Below are 24,892 nucleotides of genomic sequence, written 5' to 3'. Positions count from 1 at the left end.
TTGTAAAAATAAGGTAAACTTAAATTCTATACTTAAGAGAATGTTAAAAAATCTTTAAAACTCAGGAAACTTTTTTTGTTTCTAAAGTTTCCTGACGTACCTTTGCCCAGAATTATGAGAGATAAAATATTAGAAAAGGCAGGACAAATGTTTTTGAACTATGGGTTCAAAAGTGTAACGATGGATGATATTGCGGGCGATTTAGCAATATCAAAGAAGACGCTATATAAGTATTTTTCAAACAAATCAGATTTGGTAGATGCTTCTATAGAAGCAGTTCAGAAAGCAATTGACGATACTATTATGTTAATAAAAGAGCAAAAGTATAATGCAATTGAAGAAGAATTTGCTGTAAAGAAGGTTTTTAAAGAAATGTTTAAAAATGCGAAGACCTCACCAATGTTTCAGTTAAAAAAATATTATCCAGAATCGTATACAAATCTTATAGAAAGAGAAGTGTGTATGTTCAGAGATTGTAATAGCGATAATCTAGAAAAGGGGATTGAGCAAGGTTTATATAGAGCTGAAATAAAAAAGGAATTAGTAACAAATTTCTATTTCACATTAATATTCGGAATTTTTGATAGCGATTATTACGGAGAAAGAATGGAGGAATTAATGAAAATAGAATATGAAGTATTAGAATATCATATACGAGCTATTGCTACTAAAAAAGGATTGGAAGTTTTAGAAAGGGAATTAAAAAATAACACCATATAAATACATTAAATAAAAGAAGATTAATAAATCTAAGTGTTCTTTTTGAATATAGCTAAAAGAAGGCAATAACAAGAAGTATACTTATCAATAAATACTTTAAAGGGGATTACTTAAAAGTATTTGTAAAAGAGGAATTAAAAGTTAAACACCAAATACAAAACTATTAGGAATACATGAGAAGAATAATTTATGCAGTTTGCATATTCTTTTTTGCAATGAGTTTGAACGCTCAAGAAAAAGAAATGAGTTTATCTATGAGAGAAGCCATACAGTTTGCAATAAAGAATAGTTATAATAACAAAGTTGCTTTGAACGATATTGAGGCAGCTAAAAACCGAAAATGGGAAACTACTACCATTGGACTGCCTCAAATAAGTGGTAAGGTAGATTATAAAAATTGGTTGAAACAACAAGTTTCAATATTGCCTGGAGAAATAGCAGGAGGAACTCCAGGAACTTTTGTACCTGTTACTTTCGGTACTCAACAAACAATGGACGCTTCAGTTACTTTAAATCAATTGTTGTTTGATGGTTCTTATTTAGTAGGATTACAATCAGCAAAAACTTATTTAAAAATTTCTGAACAAGCAAAGGAGAAAACAGAATTAGCTACCAGAGAAGCAGTTATTAATGCTTATGGAAATGTGTTAGTTGCTGAAGAGCGTATTGAAATTTTAAAAGAAAATAAAAAAACAGTAGACCGTCAATTAAAAGGAGCAGTTGAAGGGTTTAAAGAAGGATTAACAGAGGAGGAAACTGTAGAGCAATTTAAAATTACACAAGGAAACATTATTAGTCAACAACGTAATGCTGATAGAAATAGAGAAATTGCTTATCAGATGTTAAACTTATCGTTAGGGAATCCTATCAATACGAAATTGAAATTAACAGATAGTTTAGACGATTTAGTAGTGAATAATTCAGATTTGAATTTACTATCACAAAAGTTTGATCTTGATAATCATATCGATTTTAGAATGGCTGAAAATGATAGAGAGAGTAAACGTCTACTAATGAAATTAGAAAAAAGCAAGTATTTACCTACGTTATCTGCATTTATAAATTACGGAACTACAGCGAATTCTAATTCATTTACGTTTGTTGATGGAGATCAAAGGTGGTTTGGAAGCTCATTATTAGGGGTAACTTTAAATGTGCCGATTTTTAGTTCTTTTGGAAGAAGAGCAAAAGTAAAGCAAGCAAAAATAGCATTAGAAAGCGCCGACATTCGTTTAGCAGAAACTAAGCAACGATTAAACTTACAAGCAGAGCAAGCTCAAAGTAACTATGAATTAAGCATAGAAAACTATGAAACTGCTAAGAAGAACTTAGAATTAGCATCACGTATTGAGCGTAAGCAAAAAATAAAGTTTGATGAAGGGGTTACAACAAGTATCGATTTATTATCGGCACGTAATCAGTTGTACTCTCAACAAAACAACTACTTACAATCAATATTAAATATTATTAGCAACAAAGCTAAATTAGATAACGCATTAAACACACCAATAAAATAAAAAGTCAACTATAATGAGAAAAATATATTCAATAGTATTACTAACCGCACTTTTAACTTCTTGTGGAGGAAATAAAGGGCAGTCTATTCAAGATGTAATTGCTACCAATGATTTAGCTCAAATAAGAACAAAAAAGGCTGAGTTAGATACAAAGCAACAAGAGTTAGCTGCTGAGATAAAGCAGTTAAACGATAAAATTTCTGAATTAGATACGAACAAAAAAATACCTTTAATTACAGTGTTTTCTGCTAAAACAGAAGATTTTGTTCACTACTTAGAATTACAGGGAGATGTTCAAACAAAGCAAAATGTTTTAGTGTATCCAGAAATGGCAGGACAATTAGTAAGCATTTATGTAAAAGAAGGTCAAAGAGTAGTTAAAGGACAAGCTTTAGCTAAAATAGATGATGGAGGTTTAGGAAATCAAGTAGCACAAGTAGAAGCGCAAGCTGCTTTAGCTAAGACAACTTACGAGCGTCAAAAAAGATTATGGGAACAAAAGATTGGTTCTGAAATTCAGTATTTACAAGCAAAAACTTCATATGAAGCACAAAAGAATGCTGTTGATCAGTTAAAAAGACAATTAGGAAAATCTGTAATCAAAGCACCATTTACAGGAGTTATTGACGATGTAATTAAAGAGCAAGGAACAGTAGTAGCACCAGGAATGGGGTCTGAAGTATTTAGAATCGTGAACTTAGGTGATATGTATATTGAAACTGATGTTCCTGAAAGCTATATTACTTCAATCAAAAAAGGAAAAAGCGTTGAGGTTGAATTCCCAATTTTAGGAAAATCATTACACTCTAAAATTCGTCAAGCAGGAAACTTTATCAATCCAGCAAACAGAACTTTTAAAGTGGAAATTGGAGTTCCAAATAAAGATAGAAGCATCAAGCCAAACTTAACTGCGAAGTTAAAAATCAACGATTATACAAATCCAAAAGCTATTTTAATACCACAAAGTATTATTTCAGAAAATGCAAAAGGAGAGCAGTATATCTATGTAGTTAAAGGAATAAAAGATCAAAAAGGAACTGCTAAACAAGCAATTATTACTACTGGAAAAACTCAAGGAGATGTAATTGAAGTTTTAACAGGAGTAGAAAACGGAGCTCAAATTGTAGAAGAAGGTGCTCGTAGTGTAAAAGATGGGCAAGAAGTAAAAATCTTAGCTGCTACTAAAGCAAAATAATCAACTAAAGATTACAAGTTAACATGACTGAGAAACAAAAAAAACAAGTCGATAAAGAATTCGGTTTATCCTCTTGGGCAATTAATAATAAGACAACCATTTATGTAATGATGGTGATGATACTTATTATGGGTATTTCTGCCTTTTTAAGTATGCCAAGAGAGAACTTTCCGGAAATTAGAGAAACTAAAATTTATATTAGTTCATTATATCCAGGAAATACAGCAGAAGATATAGAAAAACTAATTACCGATCCGTTAGAAGATAAATTAAAAACGGTAAGTAATGTAGTAGAAATTACATCAACTTCGCAAGAAGATTATTCGATGGTAGTTGTTGAGTTTGATGAAAATATTACAGTAGATCAAGCTAAACAAAAGGTAAAAGATGAGATTGATCAAGAAACTTCTGGTGAAGACTGGCCAACTTTTAACGGGGCTAAAGTAGAGCCTAATGTGTTTGAGTTGAGTATGTCTGAAGAAATGCCAATTTTAAATATTAATATTTCTGGTGATTATCCAGTAGATAAATTAAAAGAATTTGGTGAGTATTTAGAAGATGAAATAGAGGATTTAGGTGAGATTAAAAAAGTAGATATCCGTGGTGCAGAGGAGAAAGAGGTAGAAATAGCAGTAGATATTTATAAAATGATGGCTGCTCAGGTAAGTTTCCAAGATATTATCAACTCGGTAAATGGAGGGAATTTAACAATGTCAGCTGGTAACTTAATTGCAAGTGGTCAACGTCGTACTATCCGAATTTTAGGAGAAATAGAAGATCCGCAAGAATTACAAAACTTTGTAGTAAAATCTGAAAAAGGAAACTCTATTTATTTAAAAGATATCGCAAAAGTATCTTTTAAAGATAAAGATAAAACTACCTATGCACGTGAGTTTGGGGAAGCTGTAGTAATGCTAGATGTAAAGAAGCGTTCTGGTAAAAACATGGTAGAAGCAGCTGAAAAAATTCAGAAGATAGTAAAAGAGGCTAGAGAAAATGTATTTCCAAGCAACTTAAAAGTTACCATTGCAAATGATCAGTCATCAAAAACCATAGGACAAGTAGATGATTTAGTAAACAATATTATTTTCGGGGTAATCTTAGTAGTATTAGTACTAATGTTTTTCCTTGGGTTTAAAAATGCATTATTCGTAGGATTTGCAATTCCAATGTCGATGTTCATGTCGTTAATGATCTTAAGTTGGTTAGGTTATACGATGAACACCATGATTCTTTTCGGATTAATTATGGGGCTTGGAATGTTAGTAGATAACGGTATTGTAGTTGTAGAAAACGTATATCGTTTAATGGATGAAGGAATGCCAAGAATTGAAGCGGCTAAAAAGGGTATTGGAGAAATTGCTTTTCCTATTATCATTTCAACAGCAACTACAGTAGCAGCGTTTATTCCATTAGGAATGTGGCCAGGAGTTATGGGGCAGTTTATGATTTATTTCCCAGTAACATTATCGGTAGTATTAGGTTCGTCTTTATTCGTTGCAATTTTCTTTAACTCAGTAATGGTATCTCAATTTATGAGTGTAGAAGATAAGAATATGCCATTAAAGAGAATTATTACCTTATCATCTATCATGGCAATAATAGGATTGTTAATTGTTATTTTTGGAGGAGCTTACAGAGCTTTAGGTACAATTATGGTATTTACAGCTATTATGTTATGGGTATATAGAATTGCATTAAGACCTTGGGCAAATGCTTTTCAAAATAACGTGTTACCAAGATGGGAGCGTTTTTATGAAAGAGTGTTAAGAGCTGCATTAAAAGGATGGAGACCTTATGTAATAACTATAGCAACTGTTCTTTTATTATTCTTTGCTTTTGGTGGTTTTGGTGCGTCTGTAGCAAGTCAAAGAACAAAAGTAGAATTCTTCCCAGACAATACACCTAACCAGATTATTGTTTATATAGAGTATCCTCAAGGAACAGATATTGAGAAAACAAATCTGATTATGAAAGATTTGGAAGAGCGTGTATACAATGTGTTGAATTCACCAGAATATATGCATGGAGACCATAATTTCTTAGTAGAAAGTGCTGTGTCACAAGTAGGAGCAGGATCTGGAAATCCACAAACAGATGGAGGTTCTACAGCAGAAATGCCACATAGAGGAAAAATTACTGCTTCAATGCGAGAGTATAAATACCGTGAAGGGGCAGATAGTAAAGAATTACAAAAGAAAGTAACAGAGGCATTAAAAGGAATTTATCCAGGTTTAGCAATTTCAGTAGAGAAAGAAGCGGTAGGACCACCAGCTGGATATCCTATTAATATTGAGTTAGAAGGAAAAGATTATTCAGAATTGATTAATACTGCTGAAAAAATGCGTGATTTTATCAATTCGAAAAGTATTGCAGGTATTGATGAGTTAAAGATTGATGTAAACAAGTCTAAACCATCAATGTTAGTAAATGTAGATCGTAAAAAAGCCGGTGAATTAGGGGTGAGTGCATCTCAAGTTGGAGGTCAGTTACGTAATGCAATTTTCGGTTCTAAAGCAGGTATTTATAAAGAAGATGGAGAAGATTATGATATCTATGTACGTTTTAACAAAGATATTAGATATAATAAGAGTGCTATTTTTAATCAGAAAATAACGTTTAGAGATATGGCTTCAGGTCAGGTTAAAGAAATTCCTGTATCGGCAATTGCTAAACAAACAAATACTTCTGGATTTAGTGCAATTAAACATAAAGATGTAAAGCGTGTGGTAACAGTGTATTCTGCATTAGCACCAGGATATACAGATGCAGCAGCGATTGTAGCTAAGATTGAGAATGAGATGAAATCATTTACCGAAAAACCAGCTACAGTAAAGATTAATTACACAGGACAAATTGAAGAGCAAAACAAGCAGATGGCATTCTTAATGGGAGCATTTTTCTCTGGATTAGGATTAATTTTCTTAATATTAATTTTCCAATTCAATTCAGTTTCTAAACCTGGAATTATCATGTTAGCGATTTTCTTAAGTTTAATTGGTGTATTTGGAGGGTTAATCATTACAGCGAAGCCATTCGTAATTATGATGACAATGATGGGTATTATCTCATTAGCAGGTATTGTAGTGAACAATGGAGTGGTATTACTAGATTATACACAGCTATTAATTGATAGAAAGAAAGTAGAACATGGAATTGCTGAAAGCGATTATGTAGATGTTGAAACTTTAGGAGAAGCTGTAATTAGAGGAGGTAAAGCTCGTTTACGTCCAGTATTATTAACAGCAATTACAACAATCTTAGGGTTAATTCCATTAGCAACTGGATTCAATATTAATTTCTTTACATTATTTAGTGAGTTTAACCCACATATTTATATGGGAGGTGATAACGTAATTTTCTGGGGACCATTAGCATGGACAGTAATTTACGGATTATTCATTGCAACATTCTTAACTTTAATTGTAGTCCCTATTTTATTCTACTTAATTACTAAGTTTAAAATGTGGTTACGTAGTTTATAATTAATTTTTATTAACAATAAAGAAGAGCTAAAAGTATTTTACTTTTAGCTCTTCTTGCTTTTAAAGTTTTGGTTTAATTGTTTTTAGTCAGGTAAACGATCCCTATCTTTTTTAGTTCTGTTAAATCGATATGTAAAAGTGATTGATGTAAATCTACCAATAGGTCTACTATAGTTATTGGTAGTATAATTTTCACCAGTAATTAATTGTCTACTTACTCTAGAGTCTAAAATATTATTCATATTTAAAGTTACGGTAGCTTTGTCTTCCCAAAAGTCTTTACTAATTCCAATGTTTGCTCTGTATTGAGCTTCAGTAAATATTTGCCCACTTTGTCTTTCTCCACGATAATTAAAACTAGATTGAATAGTTAGTTTAGAAAACTTCATTCTTGAATTTAAACGTGTAGACCATGTGCTATCATCTACAGTATATAAACCTCTTTGGTCAAAAGAAAAGTAATTAAATTCACTTGATAATCGCCACCATTTAAAAGGAGAATATCGAATAGCTAATTCAGCACCAAACCTTTTTTCTGTACCTGAGTTAATTGGTTTTGATACTAAAGCTCCAAATGGATTAGGGGTTATTAAAGTTTCAAAAACATTAGTTGTTCTTTGGTAATAAATAGATGGGTTTAAAGTGAATTTTTTCCATCGTTTTAATAAACCTAACTCAAAAGAGTTTGTGTACATAGGATTTAAATCTGGGTTACCAACACGAATGTTTCTTCTGTCTGAAATTCCTCCAAAAGGATTTAAGTGCCAAAAGCTAGGACGTCTAATTCTTCTACTGTAACTTACTTGTACATTGGTAGCTTGATTAAAGTTATAAGTTAAATGAGCAGTTGGAAATAAATCGGTATAACTTTTAGAAGTTCTAAATTCATCTCTTCTATCAGTACTTCCTGTGTTTGCATGTTCGGCACGTAAACCTAGTAAATACTGTAATTTGTTTTTTCTATTTCCATATTGAATATAAGCACCGTAGATACGTTCGTTATATTTTAATAAATTATTTAAAGTATCTACCACTACATTGTTATCCCAAACTTTATAATCGCTATCAATGTTTCTTATTTCACCTTTTATCCCCATTTCAATATGTGATTTTTTTGTAATTGGTAATTTAAAATCAGATTGAAATAAGAAGTCTTTACTACTTTCTATATCTCTACTTCTTAATAAGTTGATTGCTGAGGTAGTTGGAAATTGTTGTTGCTCTTCTACCGATTCGTTTTCATCATCATTCCAAAAGTCATATTGGAAATTAACTGTAAGTTTTTGTCCTTTTTTATCAAAGGTTTTTACATAGTTAAGTTCAATTTGATTTGCTTTTTGAGGTTCTCTATACGATTCGTTTGAAGTAAGAATATTGTCAACTTGTTTTTGAGCGTTTAAAAAGTTAAAGGTATAATCAACATTATTTTTGCTTGTGTTATTTCGGTAATAATAACTTAAGGTTAGAGTGTTTTTATCGTTAATGTAATAATCACTTCCAAAATAAAGATTGAATGTTCTACGACTTCTAGTGCTATTAGTAGTTCTGTTAGAAAAAGATACAGGTACATTATTCGTAAAGTTGGTTCTGTTTAAGTAACCGTTTCCATCGAATGATAAATAACGATACCCGATATTAGAAAACAAATTAAACTTTTCCTTTTTATAATTAACATTGTAATTAATACTATGATTATCTGGTATACCAGTGGTTAGTTGAAGTGAGCTTCCAAAGCGTCCCTTTTTATTCTTTTTCAAAATAATATTGATAATTCCTGCTGTTCCTTCAGCATCATATTTAGCAGATGGGTTGGTAATTACTTCTACTTTTTCAATGTTTTCAGAAGGAATAGATTCTAATCCGTTATTAGCTGTTAAAACAGATGGTCTACCATTAATTAAAATACGAACATTAGAATTACCACGTAAACTTACGGCTCCTTCAATATCAACATTAACAGAAGGAACATTGTTTAAAATATCGTTTACAGAGCCTCCTTTTGATATTAAATCTTTTCCAACATTAAAAACACGTTTGTCTAATTTGTATTCGGTTGTAGATTTTTCAGCAACTACTTCAACCTCGTCTAACGCTTCAGAATCTTCTTGTAAAAATATAGTTTGAATTGATTGATTCTTAGTAAGTGAATAATTATTTATAGTATGACTTTTAAAGCCAATAAATTCAATTTTAACATTGTAGATTCCTTTTTTAGCTTTGATAGAAAACTCTCCTTTGCTATTAGTTGATTCGCCAGCAATAACATTATTGTTTTTAGGATTGGTTAAAATTACAGTGGCAAATTCCAAGGGGTGCTGCGTGTTTTTTTCAACCACCTTACCGGTAAGGTTTATTTGAGCAGAAGTACCAATAGTACTTATTAATAAAAGAAGGAACAGTATTTTTTTCATTTTGTTTGTTATTTGTATTATGATGCAAATATGAATTGGATTAAGAAGCTAAAGTTTTATAATCGACAAATGAGTGTGAAAAATCGACGTTTATAACTGTTTTAAAGAAGTAGAAGGGTTTAGGAGTAAAAAACGTTTGTTTAGGTGTTTAAAAACAAGTTTCGTCTATTTGTGTTAGAAATTGATAGAATAGCTTTTACTTTTGTGAAATATGGATGCACTACATAAATTCTCAGAACATATAAGGAAGAATCAATATTCTCGTCATGTATTATTTTGGTTAATACTTTTTAGTCTTGATCTCTTAAGAGATGTAATTATTAATGATAAAAATCAACATTTTACAGTTGTTGAAGCTTTGATTTTTAATTGTATAAGCTTTTTAACTCAAATATTAGCATCTTATTTTGTGGCGTATTTATGGATACCTAAATTCATAAAAACCAAAAAATACTTGTTATCAGTAGTAACCTTTTTATTGGCGTTTTATTTATTTGGGGTTTTAAGTAGGGTCTTAGTGGTGCACGTTGCAGAACCTTTAGTAAGAACACCCCCATTCGAACAAGAGTCTATTCAGGAAATATTTTCTGACTATAGATGGCTAATGGCAAAATACATTCCTACTATTTTATTAAATGTTTTAGTATTTGTTGCGGTGAAATATTATTTTGAAGATGAAAGAGAAAAGTCAAAAAAACTAGCTTTAGCTAAAGAGAAATCTGAAATAGAATTAAAGACTTTAAAAGGACAATTGAATCCTCACTTTCTATTTAATACATTAAATAATATCTATTCGCTTTCTGTGATTAATTCTCCTAAAACATCTACATCAATAAGTAAATTATCTGAAATTTTAGATCATGTATTATATCGTTGCAATGGAAAATATGTGTTGTTATCTAGTGAAATAGACTTGTTGAAAAATTTTATAGAATTAGAAAAGTTACGTTATGATGAAAGATTAAAAGTCAGTTTTACAGAAAATATAGATTATGATATCGAAATTCCTCCTTTAATACTGTTGTCTTTAGTAGAAAATGCTTTTAAACATGGCGCAGGAGAAGATAGTGGTTCTCCAGAAATTGATATTGATATTTCAAGTAAAGGTTCAAAATTTCAGTTTGTAATAACAAATACGGTAGCTGGCGATTATGAAGTTAAAGGAAAAGATAGCATAGGTTTGTCTAATATTAGAAAACAATTAGATTTAATATGTGGAAATAATTATGAGCTAGATATTAAACCTAGTGAAAATAGATTTACTGTAACTTTAAAAATTAATCAAGAATAAGAAATATGAAAGTAAAGTGTTTGCTAGTAGATGATGAACCTTTAGCAATAAAATTGCTAGAAAAACATATTTCTAAAATTGATGCATTAGAAATAGTAGCTACATGTAACAATGCTATAAAAGCATTTGAAATATTGAATACTCAAGAAGTAGATTTGTTGTTTTTAGACATAAAAATGCCAAACTTAACAGGGATAGATTTTTTAAAAACATTAAAGAATCCACCAAAAACCATTTTTACTACAGCCTACAGAGATTATGCTATAGAAAGTTATGATTTAGGTGTTATAGATTATTTATTGAAACCAATTACTTTCGAACGTTTTTTTAAATCGGTAGATCGTTTTTTAGGAGAACAAAAAACACAATCACAATCAATTCAACATAAAGAAAAAGAAACAGATGATTTTATGTTGGTGAAGTCGGGAAATAAACATCATAAAGTGGTTATTAATGATATTCTATTTATAGAAAGTTTAAAAGATTATATAAAAATACATACAGTTGATAATAAAAGAATAGTTTCTAAATATAGGATTAGTGAAATAGAACAAGAATTAAAAGAAGAGAATTTTTTAAGAGTTCACCGTTCTTACATTATAAATATTAATAAGATATCTGCTTTTACGGTTAATGATATAGAGGTAAATTCAACAGAAATTCCAATAGGAGCAAGTTATAAAGAAAAGGTGGTATCTTTTTTAAATAACTGGAAATAGGGTAGTACTTTTGTTTTATGAAGAAACAGGTTATTTCGGTTGAAGAAATAAAAAGAAAGTTGGAGAGTTTTTGTGTATATCAAGATAGATGTCATAAAGAAGTAGAAAAAAAACTATCAGAATATAATTTAATTCCAGAGGCTAAGGACAATATTTTATTACATCTTCTCCAAGAAAATTTTTTAAATGAAGAACGATTTTCTAAAAGTTTTGCTAGAGGTAAGTTCAGAATTAAAAAATGGGGTAAGCAAAGAATAACTCGTGAACTTCAAATGAGAGATATTTCTGTATATAATATTAAGATAGCATTAAATGAAATCGATGAAAAAGAGTATATAACTACACTCTATTCTTTAGTGGAAAAGAAAAACAAATTAGTGTCCGAAGAAAACTTGTTTAAAAGAAGAAAAAAAGTAGCCGATTATTTACTATACAGAGGTTTCGAAAGTAACTTAGTGTACGAAGCTATCAATACTATTCAAAACTGTTAAATAAACTATCTAATTTAACCGCTTTATCAAAACGTTTTTTAGCGTAAACAGCATTTATTTTATCATTCATACTGCTAAAAAGAGAAAGCATTTTTTCAACTTGACTATTAACATTCTTTGAAGATATAGAAGGAATGTATGTCATATCGGCAAGTCTTAAAACTTCATTTTCAAAAACATTTACACGAGCCTTAAAAGAAGGTGTTTTTAGAGTTTCTATATTTAAGCTATCTTTTAATTGTTTGGCTAGGTCTTTTAATTCTAGAGCATTGTTTAAAGCATCGGTTGGGCTAATGGTTTTAAATTGAGCTAAAAATTCGTCAGTTATAAAATACTCTTTCCAATTTCTAATTTCCTGTATAGATTCTTTGTCAAGTACTGTATATTCAGGATGTTTTACAGAAGTGTTGATATCTGTTTTCTGAACAGTTTCTTTATTTTGATTACCATCTTTTTTACAAGAAAGAAAAATAACTAAAAAAGAAAATATAAGAATTTGAAAAGGTTTCATTAAACGATAAATTAAAAGCATAAAAGTACATATTTTACTTGATTTAAGAATGAAAATAGAATTATAAGTTTGTAATCAGGTGATTAAGCTCTTGTTTTGTTGATAGTTAAAAAAGGATAAATATTTTTTGTGAAATATGAAATTTAATAACTTTGCCGCACTATATTTTTGAATTATTAGAAATGAATGACACGATATTAGTTTTAGGAGCTTGCGGGCAAATAGGAACAGAATTAACGCAACAATTACGTTCTATTTACGGTAATGATAATGTAATAGCTTCCGATATTAGAGAAGGAGGAAAAGAAATGATGAGCTCAGGTCCTTTTGAAATAATTGATGCAACTAGCCAAGAAGATATTTTAAAAGTAATTCAAAAATATAAGGTAAACCAAGTATACTTGATGGCAGCAATGTTATCAGCAACCGCAGAAAAATATCCATTAAAGGGTTGGGACTTAAATATGACATCTTTATTAGCTGTTTTAGAGTTAGCAAGAGAAAAGCATATTGAAAAAGTATACTGGCCAAGTTCAATGGCGTCTTTTGGACCTACATCACCCAAAATAAATACACCACAACAAACAGTTATGGAGCCTTCAACCGTTTATGGAATTAGTAAGGTGGCTGGAGAGCACTGGTGTAATTATTATCATGATAAATATGGAGTAGATGTAAGAAGTATTCGTTACCCTGGAATTATAAGTTGGAAAACATTACCAGGAGGAGGTACAACGGATTATGCAGTTGATATCTACTTTGAAGCATTAAAAAAGGGAACTTTTGAATGTTTCTTATCAGAAAATACTCGTTTGCCAATGATGTATATGAATGATGCTATTAAAGCAACAATACAGTTAATGCAAGCTGATGTTGAAAAAATAAAAACTAGAACTTCGTATAATTTATCAGCTATTAGTTTTACACCAAAAGAAATAGCTGAAGAAATTCAAAAATACGTTCCTGAATTTACAATTTCTTATAACCCAGATTTTAGACAAGCGATTGCTGATAGCTGGCCTCAAATAATTGACGATACAGAAGCTAGAAAAGATTGGGGATGGCAACATGAATACGATTTAGCATCGATGACTAAGGATATTATTAGTAATTTAAAATCTTTAGAAAGTCAAAAATTAGAGGAAGTGTAAGCTTCTGATCATCTTTACGTCTATATTATTCCGTTTTTGTAGTTCGTAACTTAGGTTACTGTATACATTAAGAGGAACTAGTACATTTGTAGTATAATAAGATTATTAAGATGAAAGAAATTATAGAAAGCAGTTTACAAAAAGCCATTTCATATTCTGAATATAGAACTCTAGTAAAAGATTTGTTAGAGCAAGGGAAATCAACTGGATTAACTCAATCTGATGCCTTATTAAATTATAGTTTACTAAACGATAAAAGAATGAAGCGTTTAGATAAAACTATAAAAATTTCTGAAGAAACTATAGCTAAGGTTAAGGATGTAAAAGAGCCACAGACTTGGTTGGTTTTAACAGAAGGTTGGTGTGGAGATGCTGCTCAGAATTTACCTGTTATTAATAAAATAGCAGAAGAAAACCCTAACATTCAATTAAAGTTAGTATTGAGAGATGAGAACTTAGAATTAATGGATAAGTTTTTAACTAACGGAGGAAGGTCTATTCCTAAATTAATTGCCTTAGATAAAGAAAATGAGGTAGTTGAAACTTGGGGGCCAAGACCATCAGTAGCTACTAAAATGGTTGCTGATTATAAGACTGAACATGGAAGTTTAGATGCAGACTTTAAAAAAGATTTGCAAGTTTGGTACAATAAAAATAAAGGGAATAATGTGCAAGAAGATATTCTTACATTATTAAAATAAAATCCTTTTTTATAAAGTAAATCCTCTTCTTGAATCTTAACAAGAAGAGGATTTTGTTTTCTGTATATTTGCCGCACAGAAAGAATAATTATGTTAGTAGATTTCAATACGTTATCAGAAGAAGCTAAAGTTTGGATTTATCCATCTAGTAGAAAGTTTTATCCACAAGAAATAGAGGGGTTAAAGGAAAAGCTAAAAACATTTTCAGAAGAGTGGAAGTCTGAAGAAGATTTTAAAGTGTCTTTTGAGTTAAGATACAATCGATTTATTATTTTTTCTGTAGAAGATAATATACAGTTATCTAATGCAGAAATTGATAAGCAAGTAGCTTTTGTATTGCAATTACAGCAAGAATACGATATTGAGTTATTAGATAAAATGAATGTGTGTTTTAAACAAGGAGAGTATACTCAGTATAAAGAGCTAAAAGATTTTAAAAAACTAATAAAAAATAAATCTGTAACTGGTAAAACCATTGTTTTTGATAACTTAGTGCAAACAAAACACGAGTTAAATAACTATTGGGAAGTACCAATTACAGAGAGCTGGTATAGTCGTTTTCTTTAAAAATTAGAACAAGGTAAAACCAATACCAAGAGAAATACTGTCTAGATTTCCATTTTTAAATTGTGCTATTTTTTTTCTTTGAAAATCTAAGCGTATCATTCCGTTAAAACTACTGTTGCTAAGAGATAAGATTCCTAAGCCAATCTTGTAATAGTTACCATTTGAAAATCGATTGGAAGGACGAAACATTTGTCCGTAGCTAGATTCAATAAAATAAGCGCTACTGGCTTTTTTAATAAAATTATAACGAACACTAGCGTACATTGGAATAGAGTTGATAGCGTACGTAAAATGATGGTCGTAACCGATATTAAAAGTAGATGCCCAACGATCATTAAATTGATATCCAAAACCAGTTCTTAATAAAATGGATTTAGGTACAATTAAAGGGCCGTTTCCTTCTTCTCCTAATTTGTATTTCTGATTAATTCCAAAAGTAGTACTCAAAGACCCAGTAAAGAAAGGACGTTTACTTTCATTTTGAGCATTAATTTTAAAGTTAATGACTAAAGTTATAAAGAATAGTAGTGTAGTTTTTTTCATAGAAGTAAATGTTTTTTGCTCTATGAGACAAAAACTATTCCACTTCTAACGATTCTATAAAATTATCAATACTTAGTCCGTCACTAACAGAGAAATTTCCAATTTTGGTTCTTCTTAAGGCAGATAAATGAGCTCCAGAATTTAACGCTAAACCAAAATCGTAAGCTAAGGAACGAATATAGGTACCCTTACTACAAACAACTCTAAAGTCAACTTTGTTTGCATTAATATTGGTAATTTCAAATTCAGAAATAGTAATTTCTCTCGATTTAATTTCGGTAGTTTCTCCTTTACGAGCTAATTCATATAAACGTTTACCATCTTTTTTAATTGCTGAAAAAATAGGTGGCTTTTGTTGAATTTTTCCTATAAATTGTTCTGTTGTTTTATGAATCAATTCTTTAGTAATATGTTCAGTAGGGAAAGTTTCGTTTACTTCAGTTTCTAAATCGTAACTAGGGGTTGTTTCACCAAGAGTTATTGTACCTGTATATTCTTTTGCTTGACCTTGGTATTCGTTGATGTTTTTAGTCTGTTTTCCAGTACAAATAATTAACAAGCCAGTAGCTAAAGGGTCTAAAGTTCCTGCATGACCAACTTTAATTTTTTTAATATCAAAACGTTTACGAATATGCCAACGTAATTTATTGACAACTTGAAAAGAAGTCCATTCTAAAGGTTTATCAATTAATAAAACTTGTCCGTTTTTATAGTCTTCAGCAGTCAGCATTATATAGAAAGTTTATACACGAAAAAGTGAATTAGTAATAAGGCAACTCCAAATATAATACGGTAGTATCCGAAGATTTTAAATCCTTTTTTACTTAAGTAATCGATGAATGATTTGATAGCTATTAAGGCAACAATAAAAGCAACAACATTACCAATAATAAGGTAGTTTACTTGTTCAGAAGATAATTCAAAACCAGCTTTATAATAATCATAGGTTTTTTTAGCAGTAGCACCTAACATGGTAGGAACCGCTAAGAAGAAAGAAAATTCAGCAGCTGTTTTTCTATTTATTTTTTGAGTCATACCACCTACAATACTAGCACCACTTCTAGAAGTTCCTGGAATCATAGCTAAACATTGAAAAAAACCAATTTTTAAAGCAGTAGCATAACTTATTTCTGTATGAGCTGTTGGGTTTTTTTCATCAAACTCCTCGTTGGCTTTAAACCAATCGTCAACTTTTAATAAAATAACCCCTCCAATGATTAGAGAAATAGCAACTGTTACTGGGCTTTCCAATAAACTATCGATAACATCATTTAAGAGCAATCCTAAAACAACAGCTGGAATAAATGCTACTAACAGTTTTAAATAGAAATCGAAACTTTGAAAAAAGCGTTTCCAATACAATACTAAAACCGATAAAATAGCACCTAGTTGAATAACTATGGTGAATAGTTTTGTAAAATCATCTGTTGCAATCCTCATAAAAGAAGAAGCGATAATCATATGTCCTGTTGAAGAAACAGGTAAATACTCAGTAATACCTTCAATAATGGCTAAGATAATAGCCTCTAATAATCCCATGCTTATTTTTTTGGATTGGCAAAAATAGCATAAATTTCAATACCCAATCCAATAATAACAAGAGTTGGTGCTAAACGAATTCTTTGCCAGCTATAAATTTCAGGATTAAATACTTTTGGGTCATCACTACCACCACCGGCCATTAGAATAAACCCTAATGCTATAACAGCTAAGCCAATTAACATGATTATATAATTGCGCTTACCGAATAAAAATTCTTGTTTGGTTGAATTATCTTTTTTCATAAAATCTTAGTAATACAAATCATTAGTTTGTAAGTTTAAAAAACGTTGAGTAGCAAAAAATGTACTTATCCAAGTAATAAAGAAAGATACAAATAATACACCTCCAGCAACATAAGCCAAAGGAGTGTAGTCTGATAACATTTCTAACGTAGGGATATATTTGTTTATATAGTAAATTAAAAGAGCTATTCCAAATAATGCTATAAAAGCACCTAATAGACCTAGCTTAATGCTTTGCCATATAAATGGTCTACGAATAAAACTTTTAGTTGCTCCAACCATTTGCATGGTTTTTATATTGAATCTTTTAGAGTAAATAGATAAACGAATGGAGCTATTAATTAATATAATAGCAACAATACCAAAGAAACCGCTTAGCACCAACAACCAAAAACTAATTTTTTGAATGTTTTGTGTTAATAATCGAACTAAAGGTTTATCGTAATTTACTTCAGCTACCAATTTATTTTTCTCAAAAGAGTTTTCTATTTCATTCATTTTTTCAGGAGTAACGAAATCTGCTTTTAAGTAAATATCTAATCCGTTTTTAAGAGGATTATCACCTAAAAATTTTAAAAAATCTTCACCTAAATCTCTTTTGTACGTTTTTGCTGCTTCTTCTTTTGTTATGTATATAACCTTATTTGTGTATTCTTTTTTCTTTAAGGTTTCTTTGAAATCTTTTGATTGCTTGGCAGTAACATCATCCTTTAAAAATAGAGTCATTACTACTTTCTCTTTAAAGTGATTAGCAACTTTGGTAGATTTTAATAAAACCAAACCTAAAATTCCAATCATAAAAAGTACTAGCGCAATACTAACTACTACGGAAACATAAGATGATTGTAAGCGTCGTTTTTGAAAAGAATCAAAAGAGGTTGTCATTATTTAATGTTGTAAATTTAACATTGCAAGATACAAATATTTGGTAATTCCTATAGAGCTAATTATTCAATTTCCTGACATAATTCAATTAAAACTCCATTAGTGGTTTTTGGGTGTAAAAAAGCAACTAATTTATTATCGGCTCCTTTTTTAGGTGTTTCATTTAATACCGTAAAGCCTTCCTTTTGTAAACGCTTTATTTCTGCTTCAATATTTGTAACTGCAAAAGCTATATGGTGAATTCCTTCTCCTTTTTTTTCAATAAACTTAGCTATAGGACTATCGGGTTTAGTAGCTTCTAAGAGCTCTATCTTGTTAGGTCCAGTTTTAAAAAATGAGGTTTTAACACCTTCGCTAGCAACTTCTTCAATTTTATAATGCGGTTTTCCAAAGAGTGATGCAAAAAGCTGATTTGATTTTTCTAAATCTTTTACAGCAATACCAATATGTTCAATTTTATCCATAGGGTAAAAGTATAAAAGAAAAATGTATCTGTTTGGGTTTGCAAAAAAAATAAATGCTAAATTGAAGCCAATATTAATTTAAAAATTGTGATTCATATGAAAACAACAAAAAAATTGCTTGTTGCATTTATAGGTGCAGCTAGTTTATTGTCTTGTACGCAAGATAAAACAAGTGAAGTTTTAATCGAAAAAACGGTAACAACAACAAAACCTAAAAATTTATTGATGTACAAAGAAATGGTAGCTATGTTAGAGCATTATGATGAAACCAGAAAACCAGTTTTGGAAAAAGCTTTAGGTAGAGAAGATACTCGGATAAACTTTTATACAATTGAAACTCTAGAAGCTTATTTAAATTATGTGAAAGAAGTATCTCAAGAAAAAGGAATAAAGTTAACAGGTATCAATATAGTATCTGCTTCTTATCCTGAAAATACTTCGCATGGAGTACCAAACTATCAAACAGTACTGTTTATGCCAACAACAGAAATTAATGGAAAAAATATAGCTTTTGCACCAGATGCTTCTAAAAATGGAGAAATTGTAACTATGAAAGAGGCATTAGGTGAATATGGTTATAATTGGGTGTACGATAGTAAAGAAGATTATGAGAATAGAAAAACTATAGAAGAAGAAATTAGGCAAAATTTTAAAAATAGAAGCTTTAGAGAAGGGAAATTAAGTAATGCTGGGAATTTTGGACAATTATCACCGCCATATTAAATATATTATGAGGAAAAGACTCACTAATTGTGAGTCTTTTTTATTTTAAAAGATGTAAGAAATAAATATTCAACAGTAAAAGTATTGAAATAGCTATAGGGTATTCATTTATATCTTATAGGTGTTTTTCCTGTATTTTAAAAAATTAATAAAACATAAGTGTTTGATAGATTGTTTTATAAGAAAAGTGTTAGGTTAAGATAAATATAATTGAAAATAAGCTAGTATATTTAAAGTGAATTTAAATATTATTTTTATTATGAAAAAAACTAACCTACTAAAATTGTTAATCATTTTTTTTACATTGAACTTCATGGCTTCATGTGAAAAACACAAATGTAAATGTGATAATGACGATTGGCAATCACAAATTCCTGAAGGTACATTTTGTTATTCTGATGAAGGAAGAACTCTTGAGATGTTAGATTATACAGAAATTGTAAGTATGTTAAAGGAGTATGATACTACAAGGATAGCTCCCTTAGAAAAGGCTTTAGGTTATGAGGATTCTCGTATTAATACTTATAATTTTAAACAATTTTTAAAGTATTTGGGAAGAGTTAAGAATCTAAGTAAAAAAGTTGGAATTGAGGTTTCAGGAATAAGCTTTATTTCTGCAGCAATGCCTAATTATAATAACACTGGTAGAAGTTATCAAGACTTAATTTATATTCCTACTACGACTATAGGAGGAAAGCAGGTAGCTTTTGATCCTTTACAATCATATAAGCAAGGGAAATTAGTGACTTTTAAAGAGATGTTAGCTAAGAATGGGTATAATTGGATTTATAATTCATTAGAGGAGTTTAATAAAGGAAAAAGAGAAGATTATAATTATAGTATTGAGCTACTTACTGACCCATCAAATGAACCAAGCGGAGCTGGAAATAAAGGAAATTTAGAACCACCATACGGTACAGATTAATTTTATGGTAGATTTATTTGATATTCCCTTATTTTCACAATTACTTGTAGCTTTTTTAAGTTTTTATTTTTTTCTAAAAAAGAAAACAAAATTTTTAAAAGGAATAGCATTGTTAATGTTAATGAATTTTTTGGTTGATTTTGCTGGAGGATACTTAAGTGAATTAGGAGTTAGGAATTTTTTGGTTTATCAATACTCTACTTTACTAGAATACTTTTTGATTCTATATATTTATAAACAGTTAATAAAAGATAAGAGATATTTAAATATTTCTTATCTTCTATTGATTGTCTTTTTGATTTTATGGATAATGGTTTTTTATGATAGAACGTATTTTTATAAAGCTGTAATAGTGAGTTTTTTAAATGTGGGTGTCTTAATCTTTTTATTCTTAAGAGAACTATTGTTATCAGATGAAATTATAAATTATAAAAAGCTTTTACCTTTTTGGGTTTCAGTAGGTTTTATGGTTTATTATTTACCTTCTATTCCTTTTTTTAGCATTTGGATTTACATGAAAAATAAAGATTTATACCCGATTTTAGAATCATTGATTGTTACAATGAATTTAATAATATCATTTGGTTTAATATGGAGCAGCAAGAGGGAGTAGTATTAGTAATAACAACATTAGTTATAATAATAGTGTTAACTTTTTTAGTTACTCTTTTTTCTGTTTTTCAACGACGTAAAAACAAACTTTTAGTAGAGCGTGCTGAAAATAGAAAACGATACGAAAGAGAATTAGCAGAAACTCAAATAGAGATACGAGAAGAAACCTTAAGAAATATAAGTTGGGAGTTGCACGACAATATTGGACAACTCTTAACTTTAGCTAAAATACAAATGCAACATGCTTCTCCTGAAAATATAGAAGAGATTGCTGAGACCATAGCTAAAAGTTTAACAGAAATAAGAGCCTTGTCTAAATCGATAAACCCAGATTTTATAAATGCTATAAAATTAAAGGAAGCAATAGAACTAGAGTTAAGGAGATTTAATAGATTGAATTATATAGAATCTAGTTTTGAAGTTGTAGGAGAAGAAAGAGAAATAAATCAAAAGCACGGAATTATAATTTTCAGAATTCTACAAGAATTTTTTTCAAATACGATAAAACATTCAAAAGCAACTAAGCTTGAGGTGTTTTTAAATTACAAAGAAGATGCTATTGAGATTGAAGCAAAAGATAATGGTGTTGGTTTTGAAATGAAAAAAGTAAGACTAAAAGGTATTGGTTTACAGAATATTAAAGCAAGAGCGAAGCTTATCAATGCCGAAGCAAAATTTAAATCGGAACCTCAAAAAGGAACCAGTTTAATAATAAATTATTATATTTAAGAATTGTAGTACATTGTCCCTTCATTATATTGTCCCTCACAACAAGATAATAACCTAACCTACGTAATTATGAAATACTCAGTTGTTGTTGTAGATGATCACACTCTATTATCACAGGCAATTGAAGGTATGGTAAATACCTTTGATAAATTTAAAGTGTTATATACATGTAAAAACGGGAAAGAAGTTTCGGAGAAGTTCTCTGCATCACCTAAAAACATTCCAGATATTGTTTTAGTTGATGTAAATATGCCAGTAATGAATGGTATTGAAACTACCGAATGGATTGTAGAAAATCATCCACATGTACATGTTATGGCATTATCTGTAGAAGATGCAGATGGTACTATTTTAAAAATGTTAAAAGCAGGAGCCGTTGGTTATTTGCTAAAAGATACAAAAAAAGAAGTCTTAGAAAGAGCGCTTCTAGAAATGATGGATAATGGTTTCTTTCATACCAGAAATGTTACTAACTTATTGTTAGATTCAGTGTCAGGGAAGAATGGTAAAAATTCTATTCGATTTAAAGAAAACGAAATAATTTTTATGAAATTAGCCTGTTCAGAATTAACGTATAAAGAAATAGCAGATAAAATGTTTTTAAGTCCAAAAACTATAGATGGATATAGGGATAGTTTGTTTACTAAATTAAATGTTAGAAACAGGGTGGGCTTAGTAATGTATGCTATAAAAAATAAAATTTACACTCCGTAAATTTATGCCTAAATTTGCAGCATGGAAGAAACAAATAGACAACGAAAAATTGCAGGAGTACTGCAACAAGATTTAGTAGATGTTTTGCAGCGTGCCGCGCAAGATGGAATGAAGGGAGTGATTATATCGGTATCAAAAGTTTCTGTTACTGCTGATTTAGGAGTAGCAAAAGTGTATTTGAGTGTTTTTCCTTCTGAAAAAAGAGATGAAATTATTGAAGGTGTTAAATCTAATACGCCTTTAATACGTCATGAATTAGCACAAAGAACTAAAAATCAACTTAGGAGAATGCCTGAGTTATTGTTTTTTGGAGATGATAGTTTAGATTATATTGAAGATATTGATAAGTCTTTAAAAGGAGGAGACGTTGATCCAATTAAGAATCCAGAAATTTTACCACGTCGTCAAAAGCGTTAATAAATTTGTTTACATTGATACTTAGATTTATTAATAGTTGAACTTTTCTTTATACATAGCTAAAAGATACTTGTTTTCAAAAGCAAGCACCAATGCAATAAACATTATAACGTTTATAACCATTTTTGGTGTTGTTGTTGGAACGTTAGCTTTGTTTGTAATTTTATCTGGTTTTTCAGGATTAAGAACATTTAGTGATTCATTACTTCAAGATTCAGATCCAGATATTAAAATTTCAAAGGTTAAAGGTAAAACCATTGAGTATTCTGATGAAATTTATCAAAAAATAATAGAAAACGATGAGGTATTAGCTGTTTCTAAAGTAATAGAAGAGCGTGTTTTCTTAAATTATAAGGATAAAAATCAGATAGCATATATAAAAGGAGTAGAACAAAACTACAATCAAATTTTACCTGTAGACTCCTTATTGAAAGTTGGGAGTTGGATAGACCCTGAATTTAGAAATACAGCAGTAATAGGTTATGGTATTGGGTATAAACTATCATTAGGAATAATGAATTTTGGAGAACCTTTAAAAATTTTAGTTCCTAAACCTGGAAAAGGATTAATAAATCCAAACAATGCTTTCAATTCTATACCTGTTCAAATTATAGGAGTTTATAAAGGTTCAGAAGAGTTTGAAGGTAAGTTTGTTTTTACAGAAGTCGAGCTAGCTCAGAAATTACTTAATTATAAAGACAATCAGTTTACGGCTATAGAATTAAAACTAAAGGAAGGTGTCGATTTAGATAACTATCAAGCTAGTTTGCAAGAAAGTTTAGGAGAGGCTTTCAAAGTGCAAACGAGAGCACAATTAAATACAGTATATTATAAAGTAGTAAATACAGAAAATTTTATTTCTTATTTAATTTTTACATTGATTATAGCTATTGCATTATTTAATGTAATAGGTTCAATTATTATGATGATAATTGATAAAAAACAAAACCTAAAAACATTAGTCGATTTAGGGAGTACAATAGAAAAAATAAAAAGAATTTTTGTCTTACAAGGCTTTTTATTGACACTAGTAGGAATGGGAATTGGGCTTTTAATTGGAATTGTTTTGGTGTTAATTCAGCAAAAATTCGAATTATTTATGATTACAGAGACCTTAGCTTATCCCGTAGAGTTTAGATGGTTTAATTTATTCTTGGTAATGCTTACAATTTCAATACTAGGTTATGTAGCGGCAAAAATTGCAAGCTCAAGAATATCAAAAGCATTTATTGAGAAATAAAGCTTATTTTATTTCAGGAATAGTGGCGTTTCCAAATTTAGCTTCCACTTCATTAAAAGTAGCAAAAACATCTTTAGGGTCATCAGAAGTAACCATTTTCATACGGTAATCTTTAAAATGAGGAATGCCTTTAAAGTAGTTTGTATAATGTCTTCTTGTCTCAACAACACCTAAACGTTCCCCTTTCCAATCAATAGACATTTCTAAATGACGACGAGCCATTTCAACACGTTGTGCTATGGTAGGTTTAGCTAAATGTTCACCAGTTTTAAAAAAGTGTTTTACTTCGTTAAAAAACCAAGGATATCCTATAGAAGCTCTACCAATCATACAACCGTCTAAACCATATTCATCACGCATTTCCATTGCTCTTTCAGGAGAAGTAACATCTCCGTTTCCAAAAACAGGAATGTGCATTCTTTGATTGTTTTTTACTTGGGCAATTGGTTTCCAGTCAGCATCACCTTTATACATTTGAGCACGAGTACGACCATGTATAGCAATAGCTTTACATCCTACATCTTGTAAGCGCTCAGCTACTTCAACAATTCTTATAGAATCATGATCCCAACCTAAACGAGTTTTAACAGTTACAGGAAGTTTGGTGTGTTTTACCATAGCTTCTGTAAGTTTTACCATTAAATCGATATCTTTTAAAATACCAGCACCTGCACCTTTAGAAACAACTTTCTTTACAGGACAACCAAAATTAATATCAATAATATCTGGATTTGACTTTTCAACTATCTCTACAGTTTTAAGCATAGAGTCTAGGTTAGCCCCAAATATTTGAATTCCAACAGGGCGTTCTTTCTCGTAAATATCTAATTTCATTACGCTTTTTGCTGCGTCACGAATTAGTCCTTCCGAGGAAATAAATTCAGTATAAACCACATCTGCACCGTTTTCTTTACATAAAGCTCTAAACGGTGGGTCACTCACATCTTCCATCGGCGCTAATAAAAGCGGGAAATCAGGAAGTTCTATATCTCCAATTTTTACCATGCTGCAAAGTTACTTTTTATTTTTTTATTGAATAAATTTTTATTTGTGGATGCATTTTACATAAAGTATCTTTGTCGATTATAAGAAGTTAG

The 24,892-nt window shown here is 30.0% G+C and carries 26 protein-coding genes; 17 read left to right on the top strand and 9 right to left on the bottom strand.

Features of this window, described 5'->3' with window-relative positions:
• Positions 1-114: 114 nt before the first annotated feature.
• The 4 genes from Q0958_RS00800 to Q0958_RS00785 all read left to right on the top strand — a co-directional run bounded on the left by Q0958_RS00800 (position 115) and on the right by Q0958_RS00785 (position 6,917).
• Positions 115-720: a TetR/AcrR family transcriptional regulator gene (locus tag Q0958_RS00800; RefSeq protein WP_299118434.1), complete on the top strand. Its 606-nt coding sequence runs from the start codon at positions 115-117 to the stop codon at positions 718-720.
• 173 nt (positions 721-893) lie between these two features.
• On the top strand, positions 894-2,237 hold the full coding sequence (locus tag Q0958_RS00795) for a TolC family protein (protein WP_299118432.1): 1,344 nt from the start codon (positions 894-896) through the stop codon (positions 2,235-2,237).
• A gap of 13 nt (positions 2,238-2,250) precedes the next feature.
• A complete protein-coding gene (locus tag Q0958_RS00790) occupies positions 2,251-3,432 on the top strand; it encodes an efflux RND transporter periplasmic adaptor subunit (protein ID WP_299118430.1) in 1,182 nt (393 codons plus the stop codon).
• 23 nt (positions 3,433-3,455) lie between these two features.
• Entirely contained in the window at positions 3,456-6,917 is a 3,462-nt protein-coding gene (locus Q0958_RS00785; RefSeq protein ID WP_299118428.1) for an efflux RND transporter permease subunit, read from the top strand.
• Positions 6,918-7,000: 83 nt separating this feature from the next.
• Here Q0958_RS00785 and Q0958_RS00780 read toward each other — a convergent pair whose 3' ends face one another.
• A complete protein-coding gene (locus Q0958_RS00780; protein ID WP_299118426.1) occupies positions 7,001-9,328 on the bottom strand; it encodes an outer membrane beta-barrel family protein in 2,328 nt (775 codons plus the stop codon).
• 211 nt (positions 9,329-9,539) lie between these two features.
• Between Q0958_RS00780 and Q0958_RS00775 the strand changes: the two genes are divergently transcribed.
• Genes Q0958_RS00775 through Q0958_RS00765 form a run of 3 tightly spaced genes read left to right on the top strand, consistent with a single transcriptional unit; the run spans position 9,540 to position 11,829 of the window.
• Positions 9,540-10,619: a histidine kinase gene (locus Q0958_RS00775; protein WP_299118424.1), complete on the top strand. Its 1,080-nt coding sequence runs from the start codon at positions 9,540-9,542 to the stop codon at positions 10,617-10,619.
• Positions 10,620-10,624: 5 nt separating this feature from the next.
• Entirely contained in the window at positions 10,625-11,338 is a 714-nt protein-coding gene (locus tag Q0958_RS00770; RefSeq protein ID WP_299118422.1) for a LytTR family DNA-binding domain-containing protein, read from the top strand.
• Between the two features lie 17 nt (positions 11,339-11,355).
• On the top strand, positions 11,356-11,829 hold the full coding sequence (locus Q0958_RS00765) for a regulatory protein RecX (RefSeq protein ID WP_299118420.1): 474 nt from the start codon (positions 11,356-11,358) through the stop codon (positions 11,827-11,829).
• Here the strand turns inward: Q0958_RS00765 and Q0958_RS00760 are convergent.
• Positions 11,813-12,340 (bottom strand): hypothetical protein, encoded by a 528-nt coding sequence (locus tag Q0958_RS00760; RefSeq protein WP_299118418.1) that lies wholly within the window; start codon positions 12,338-12,340, stop codon positions 11,813-11,815. The genes Q0958_RS00765 and Q0958_RS00760 overlap by 17 nt on opposite strands.
• A 182-nt stretch (positions 12,341-12,522) precedes the next feature.
• Between Q0958_RS00760 and Q0958_RS00755 the strand changes: the two genes are divergently transcribed.
• From Q0958_RS00755 to Q0958_RS00745, 3 genes are all read left to right on the top strand, one after another.
• Positions 12,523-13,491, top strand: a complete 969-nt coding sequence (locus tag Q0958_RS00755; RefSeq protein ID WP_299118416.1) for an NAD-dependent epimerase/dehydratase family protein — start codon at positions 12,523-12,525, stop codon at positions 13,489-13,491.
• Positions 13,492-13,601: 110 nt separating this feature from the next.
• Positions 13,602-14,192 carry a thioredoxin family protein gene (locus Q0958_RS00750; RefSeq protein WP_299118414.1) on the top strand — a complete coding sequence of 197 codons (591 nt, stop codon included), beginning with the start codon at positions 13,602-13,604 and terminating at the stop codon, positions 14,190-14,192.
• Between the two features lie 90 nt (positions 14,193-14,282).
• Positions 14,283-14,759, top strand: coding sequence for an ABC transporter ATPase (locus Q0958_RS00745; RefSeq protein WP_299118412.1), 477 nt, complete (start codon positions 14,283-14,285; stop codon positions 14,757-14,759).
• Between the two features lie 3 nt (positions 14,760-14,762).
• Here the strand turns inward: Q0958_RS00745 and Q0958_RS00740 are convergent, their stop codons facing one another.
• The 6 genes from Q0958_RS00740 to mce form a co-directional block, all read right to left on the bottom strand.
• Positions 14,763-15,302, bottom strand: a complete 540-nt coding sequence (locus tag Q0958_RS00740) for a hypothetical protein (protein WP_299118411.1) — start codon at positions 15,300-15,302, stop codon at positions 14,763-14,765.
• A 34-nt stretch (positions 15,303-15,336) separates the two neighbouring features.
• A complete protein-coding gene (gene truB, locus Q0958_RS00735; RefSeq protein WP_299118409.1) occupies positions 15,337-16,032 on the bottom strand; it encodes a tRNA pseudouridine(55) synthase TruB in 696 nt (231 codons plus the stop codon).
• A complete protein-coding gene (locus tag Q0958_RS00730) occupies positions 16,032-16,841 on the bottom strand; it encodes an undecaprenyl-diphosphate phosphatase (RefSeq protein WP_299118407.1) in 810 nt (269 codons plus the stop codon). Before Q0958_RS00730 ends, truB begins: the two co-directional genes overlap by 1 nt.
• Before the next feature lie 2 nt (positions 16,842-16,843).
• Positions 16,844-17,086, bottom strand: coding sequence for a DUF3098 domain-containing protein (locus Q0958_RS00725; RefSeq protein WP_299118405.1), 243 nt, complete (start codon positions 17,084-17,086; stop codon positions 16,844-16,846).
• A 6-nt stretch (positions 17,087-17,092) separates the two neighbouring features.
• Positions 17,093-17,971, bottom strand: coding sequence for a permease-like cell division protein FtsX (locus tag Q0958_RS00720; RefSeq protein WP_299118403.1), 879 nt, complete (start codon positions 17,969-17,971; stop codon positions 17,093-17,095).
• Between the two features lie 62 nt (positions 17,972-18,033).
• A complete protein-coding gene (gene mce / locus Q0958_RS00715; protein WP_299118401.1) occupies positions 18,034-18,435 on the bottom strand; it encodes a methylmalonyl-CoA epimerase in 402 nt (133 codons plus the stop codon).
• Positions 18,436-18,531: 96 nt separating this feature from the next.
• On the opposite strand from mce, the gene Q0958_RS00710 reads away from it, so the two are divergent.
• The 7 genes from Q0958_RS00710 (at position 18,532) to Q0958_RS00680 (ending at position 23,795) form a co-directional block, all read left to right on the top strand.
• Positions 18,532-19,158, top strand: coding sequence for a hypothetical protein (locus Q0958_RS00710; RefSeq protein WP_299118399.1), 627 nt, complete (start codon positions 18,532-18,534; stop codon positions 19,156-19,158).
• 259 nt (positions 19,159-19,417) lie between these two features.
• Entirely contained in the window at positions 19,418-20,083 is a 666-nt protein-coding gene (locus Q0958_RS00705) for a hypothetical protein (protein ID WP_299118397.1), read from the top strand.
• Positions 20,084-20,087: 4 nt separating this feature from the next.
• Positions 20,088-20,696, top strand: a complete 609-nt coding sequence (locus Q0958_RS00700; protein ID WP_299118395.1) for a hypothetical protein — start codon at positions 20,088-20,090, stop codon at positions 20,694-20,696.
• Complete coding sequence (locus tag Q0958_RS00695) at positions 20,675-21,424, top strand: ATP-binding protein (RefSeq protein ID WP_299118393.1); 750 nt, start codon at positions 20,675-20,677, stop codon at positions 21,422-21,424. Before Q0958_RS00700 ends, Q0958_RS00695 begins: the two co-directional genes overlap by 22 nt.
• Positions 21,425-21,493: 69 nt before the next feature.
• Positions 21,494-22,138, top strand: coding sequence for a response regulator transcription factor (locus Q0958_RS00690; protein ID WP_255689061.1), 645 nt, complete (start codon positions 21,494-21,496; stop codon positions 22,136-22,138).
• A 21-nt stretch (positions 22,139-22,159) separates the two neighbouring features.
• A complete protein-coding gene (gene rbfA / locus Q0958_RS00685; protein WP_235273612.1) occupies positions 22,160-22,555 on the top strand; it encodes a 30S ribosome-binding factor RbfA in 396 nt (131 codons plus the stop codon).
• A gap of 37 nt (positions 22,556-22,592) precedes the next feature.
• On the top strand, positions 22,593-23,795 hold the full coding sequence (locus Q0958_RS00680) for an ABC transporter permease (protein ID WP_299118390.1): 1,203 nt from the start codon (positions 22,593-22,595) through the stop codon (positions 23,793-23,795).
• Between the two features lie 3 nt (positions 23,796-23,798).
• Here the strand turns inward: Q0958_RS00680 and dusB are convergent, their stop codons facing one another.
• On the bottom strand, positions 23,799-24,800 hold the full coding sequence (gene dusB, locus Q0958_RS00675) for a tRNA dihydrouridine synthase DusB (protein WP_150899877.1): 1,002 nt from the start codon (positions 24,798-24,800) through the stop codon (positions 23,799-23,801).
• Positions 24,801-24,892 lie beyond the last annotated feature (92 nt).

Source organism: uncultured Tenacibaculum sp. (assembly GCF_947499065.1).
In the GTDB taxonomy this organism is placed as follows: domain Bacteria; phylum Bacteroidota; class Bacteroidia; order Flavobacteriales; family Flavobacteriaceae; genus Polaribacter.
The sequence above is the reverse complement of the archived record's forward strand: the minus strand, read 5'-3'. Positions and strand labels throughout refer to the sequence as shown.

Excerpts from the sequence above, each read along its gene's own strand:
- Q0958_RS00800 (WP_299118434.1), top strand. The coding sequence starts at position 115 with ATGAGAGATAAAATATTAGAAAAGGCAGGACAAATGTTTTTGAACTAT.
- Q0958_RS00795 (WP_299118432.1), top strand. The coding sequence starts at position 894 with ATGAGAAGAATAATTTATGCAGTTTGCATATTCTTTTTTGCAATGAGT.
- Q0958_RS00790 (WP_299118430.1), top strand. The coding sequence starts at position 2,251 with ATGAGAAAAATATATTCAATAGTATTACTAACCGCACTTTTAACTTCT.
- Q0958_RS00785 (WP_299118428.1), top strand. The coding sequence starts at position 3,456 with ATGACTGAGAAACAAAAAAAACAAGTCGATAAAGAATTCGGTTTATCC.
- Q0958_RS00780 (WP_299118426.1), bottom strand. The coding sequence starts at position 9,328 with ATGAAAAAAATACTGTTCCTTCTTTTATTAATAAGTACTATTGGTACT.
- Q0958_RS00775 (WP_299118424.1), top strand. The coding sequence starts at position 9,540 with ATGGATGCACTACATAAATTCTCAGAACATATAAGGAAGAATCAATAT.
- Q0958_RS00770 (WP_299118422.1), top strand. The coding sequence starts at position 10,625 with ATGAAAGTAAAGTGTTTGCTAGTAGATGATGAACCTTTAGCAATAAAA.
- Q0958_RS00765 (WP_299118420.1), top strand. The coding sequence starts at position 11,356 with ATGAAGAAACAGGTTATTTCGGTTGAAGAAATAAAAAGAAAGTTGGAG.
- Q0958_RS00760 (WP_299118418.1), bottom strand. The coding sequence starts at position 12,340 with ATGAAACCTTTTCAAATTCTTATATTTTCTTTTTTAGTTATTTTTCTT.
- Q0958_RS00755 (WP_299118416.1), top strand. The coding sequence starts at position 12,523 with ATGAATGACACGATATTAGTTTTAGGAGCTTGCGGGCAAATAGGAACA.
- Q0958_RS00750 (WP_299118414.1), top strand. The coding sequence starts at position 13,602 with ATGAAAGAAATTATAGAAAGCAGTTTACAAAAAGCCATTTCATATTCT.
- Q0958_RS00745 (WP_299118412.1), top strand. The coding sequence starts at position 14,283 with ATGTTAGTAGATTTCAATACGTTATCAGAAGAAGCTAAAGTTTGGATT.
- Q0958_RS00740 (WP_299118411.1), bottom strand. The coding sequence starts at position 15,302 with ATGAAAAAAACTACACTACTATTCTTTATAACTTTAGTCATTAACTTT.
- truB (WP_299118409.1), bottom strand. The coding sequence starts at position 16,032 with ATGCTGACTGCTGAAGACTATAAAAACGGACAAGTTTTATTAATTGAT.
- Q0958_RS00730 (WP_299118407.1), bottom strand. The coding sequence starts at position 16,841 with ATGGGATTATTAGAGGCTATTATCTTAGCCATTATTGAAGGTATTACT.
- Q0958_RS00725 (WP_299118405.1), bottom strand. The coding sequence starts at position 17,086 with ATGAAAAAAGATAATTCAACCAAACAAGAATTTTTATTCGGTAAGCGC.
- Q0958_RS00720 (WP_299118403.1), bottom strand. The coding sequence starts at position 17,971 with ATGACAACCTCTTTTGATTCTTTTCAAAAACGACGCTTACAATCATCT.
- mce (WP_299118401.1), bottom strand. The coding sequence starts at position 18,435 with ATGGATAAAATTGAACATATTGGTATTGCTGTAAAAGATTTAGAAAAA.
- Q0958_RS00710 (WP_299118399.1), top strand. The coding sequence starts at position 18,532 with ATGAAAACAACAAAAAAATTGCTTGTTGCATTTATAGGTGCAGCTAGT.
- Q0958_RS00705 (WP_299118397.1), top strand. The coding sequence starts at position 19,418 with ATGAAAAAAACTAACCTACTAAAATTGTTAATCATTTTTTTTACATTG.
- Q0958_RS00700 (WP_299118395.1), top strand. The coding sequence starts at position 20,088 with ATGGTAGATTTATTTGATATTCCCTTATTTTCACAATTACTTGTAGCT.
- Q0958_RS00695 (WP_299118393.1), top strand. The coding sequence starts at position 20,675 with ATGGAGCAGCAAGAGGGAGTAGTATTAGTAATAACAACATTAGTTATA.
- Q0958_RS00690 (WP_255689061.1), top strand. The coding sequence starts at position 21,494 with ATGAAATACTCAGTTGTTGTTGTAGATGATCACACTCTATTATCACAG.
- rbfA (WP_235273612.1), top strand. The coding sequence starts at position 22,160 with ATGGAAGAAACAAATAGACAACGAAAAATTGCAGGAGTACTGCAACAA.
- dusB (WP_150899877.1), bottom strand. The coding sequence starts at position 24,800 with ATGGTAAAAATTGGAGATATAGAACTTCCTGATTTCCCGCTTTTATTA.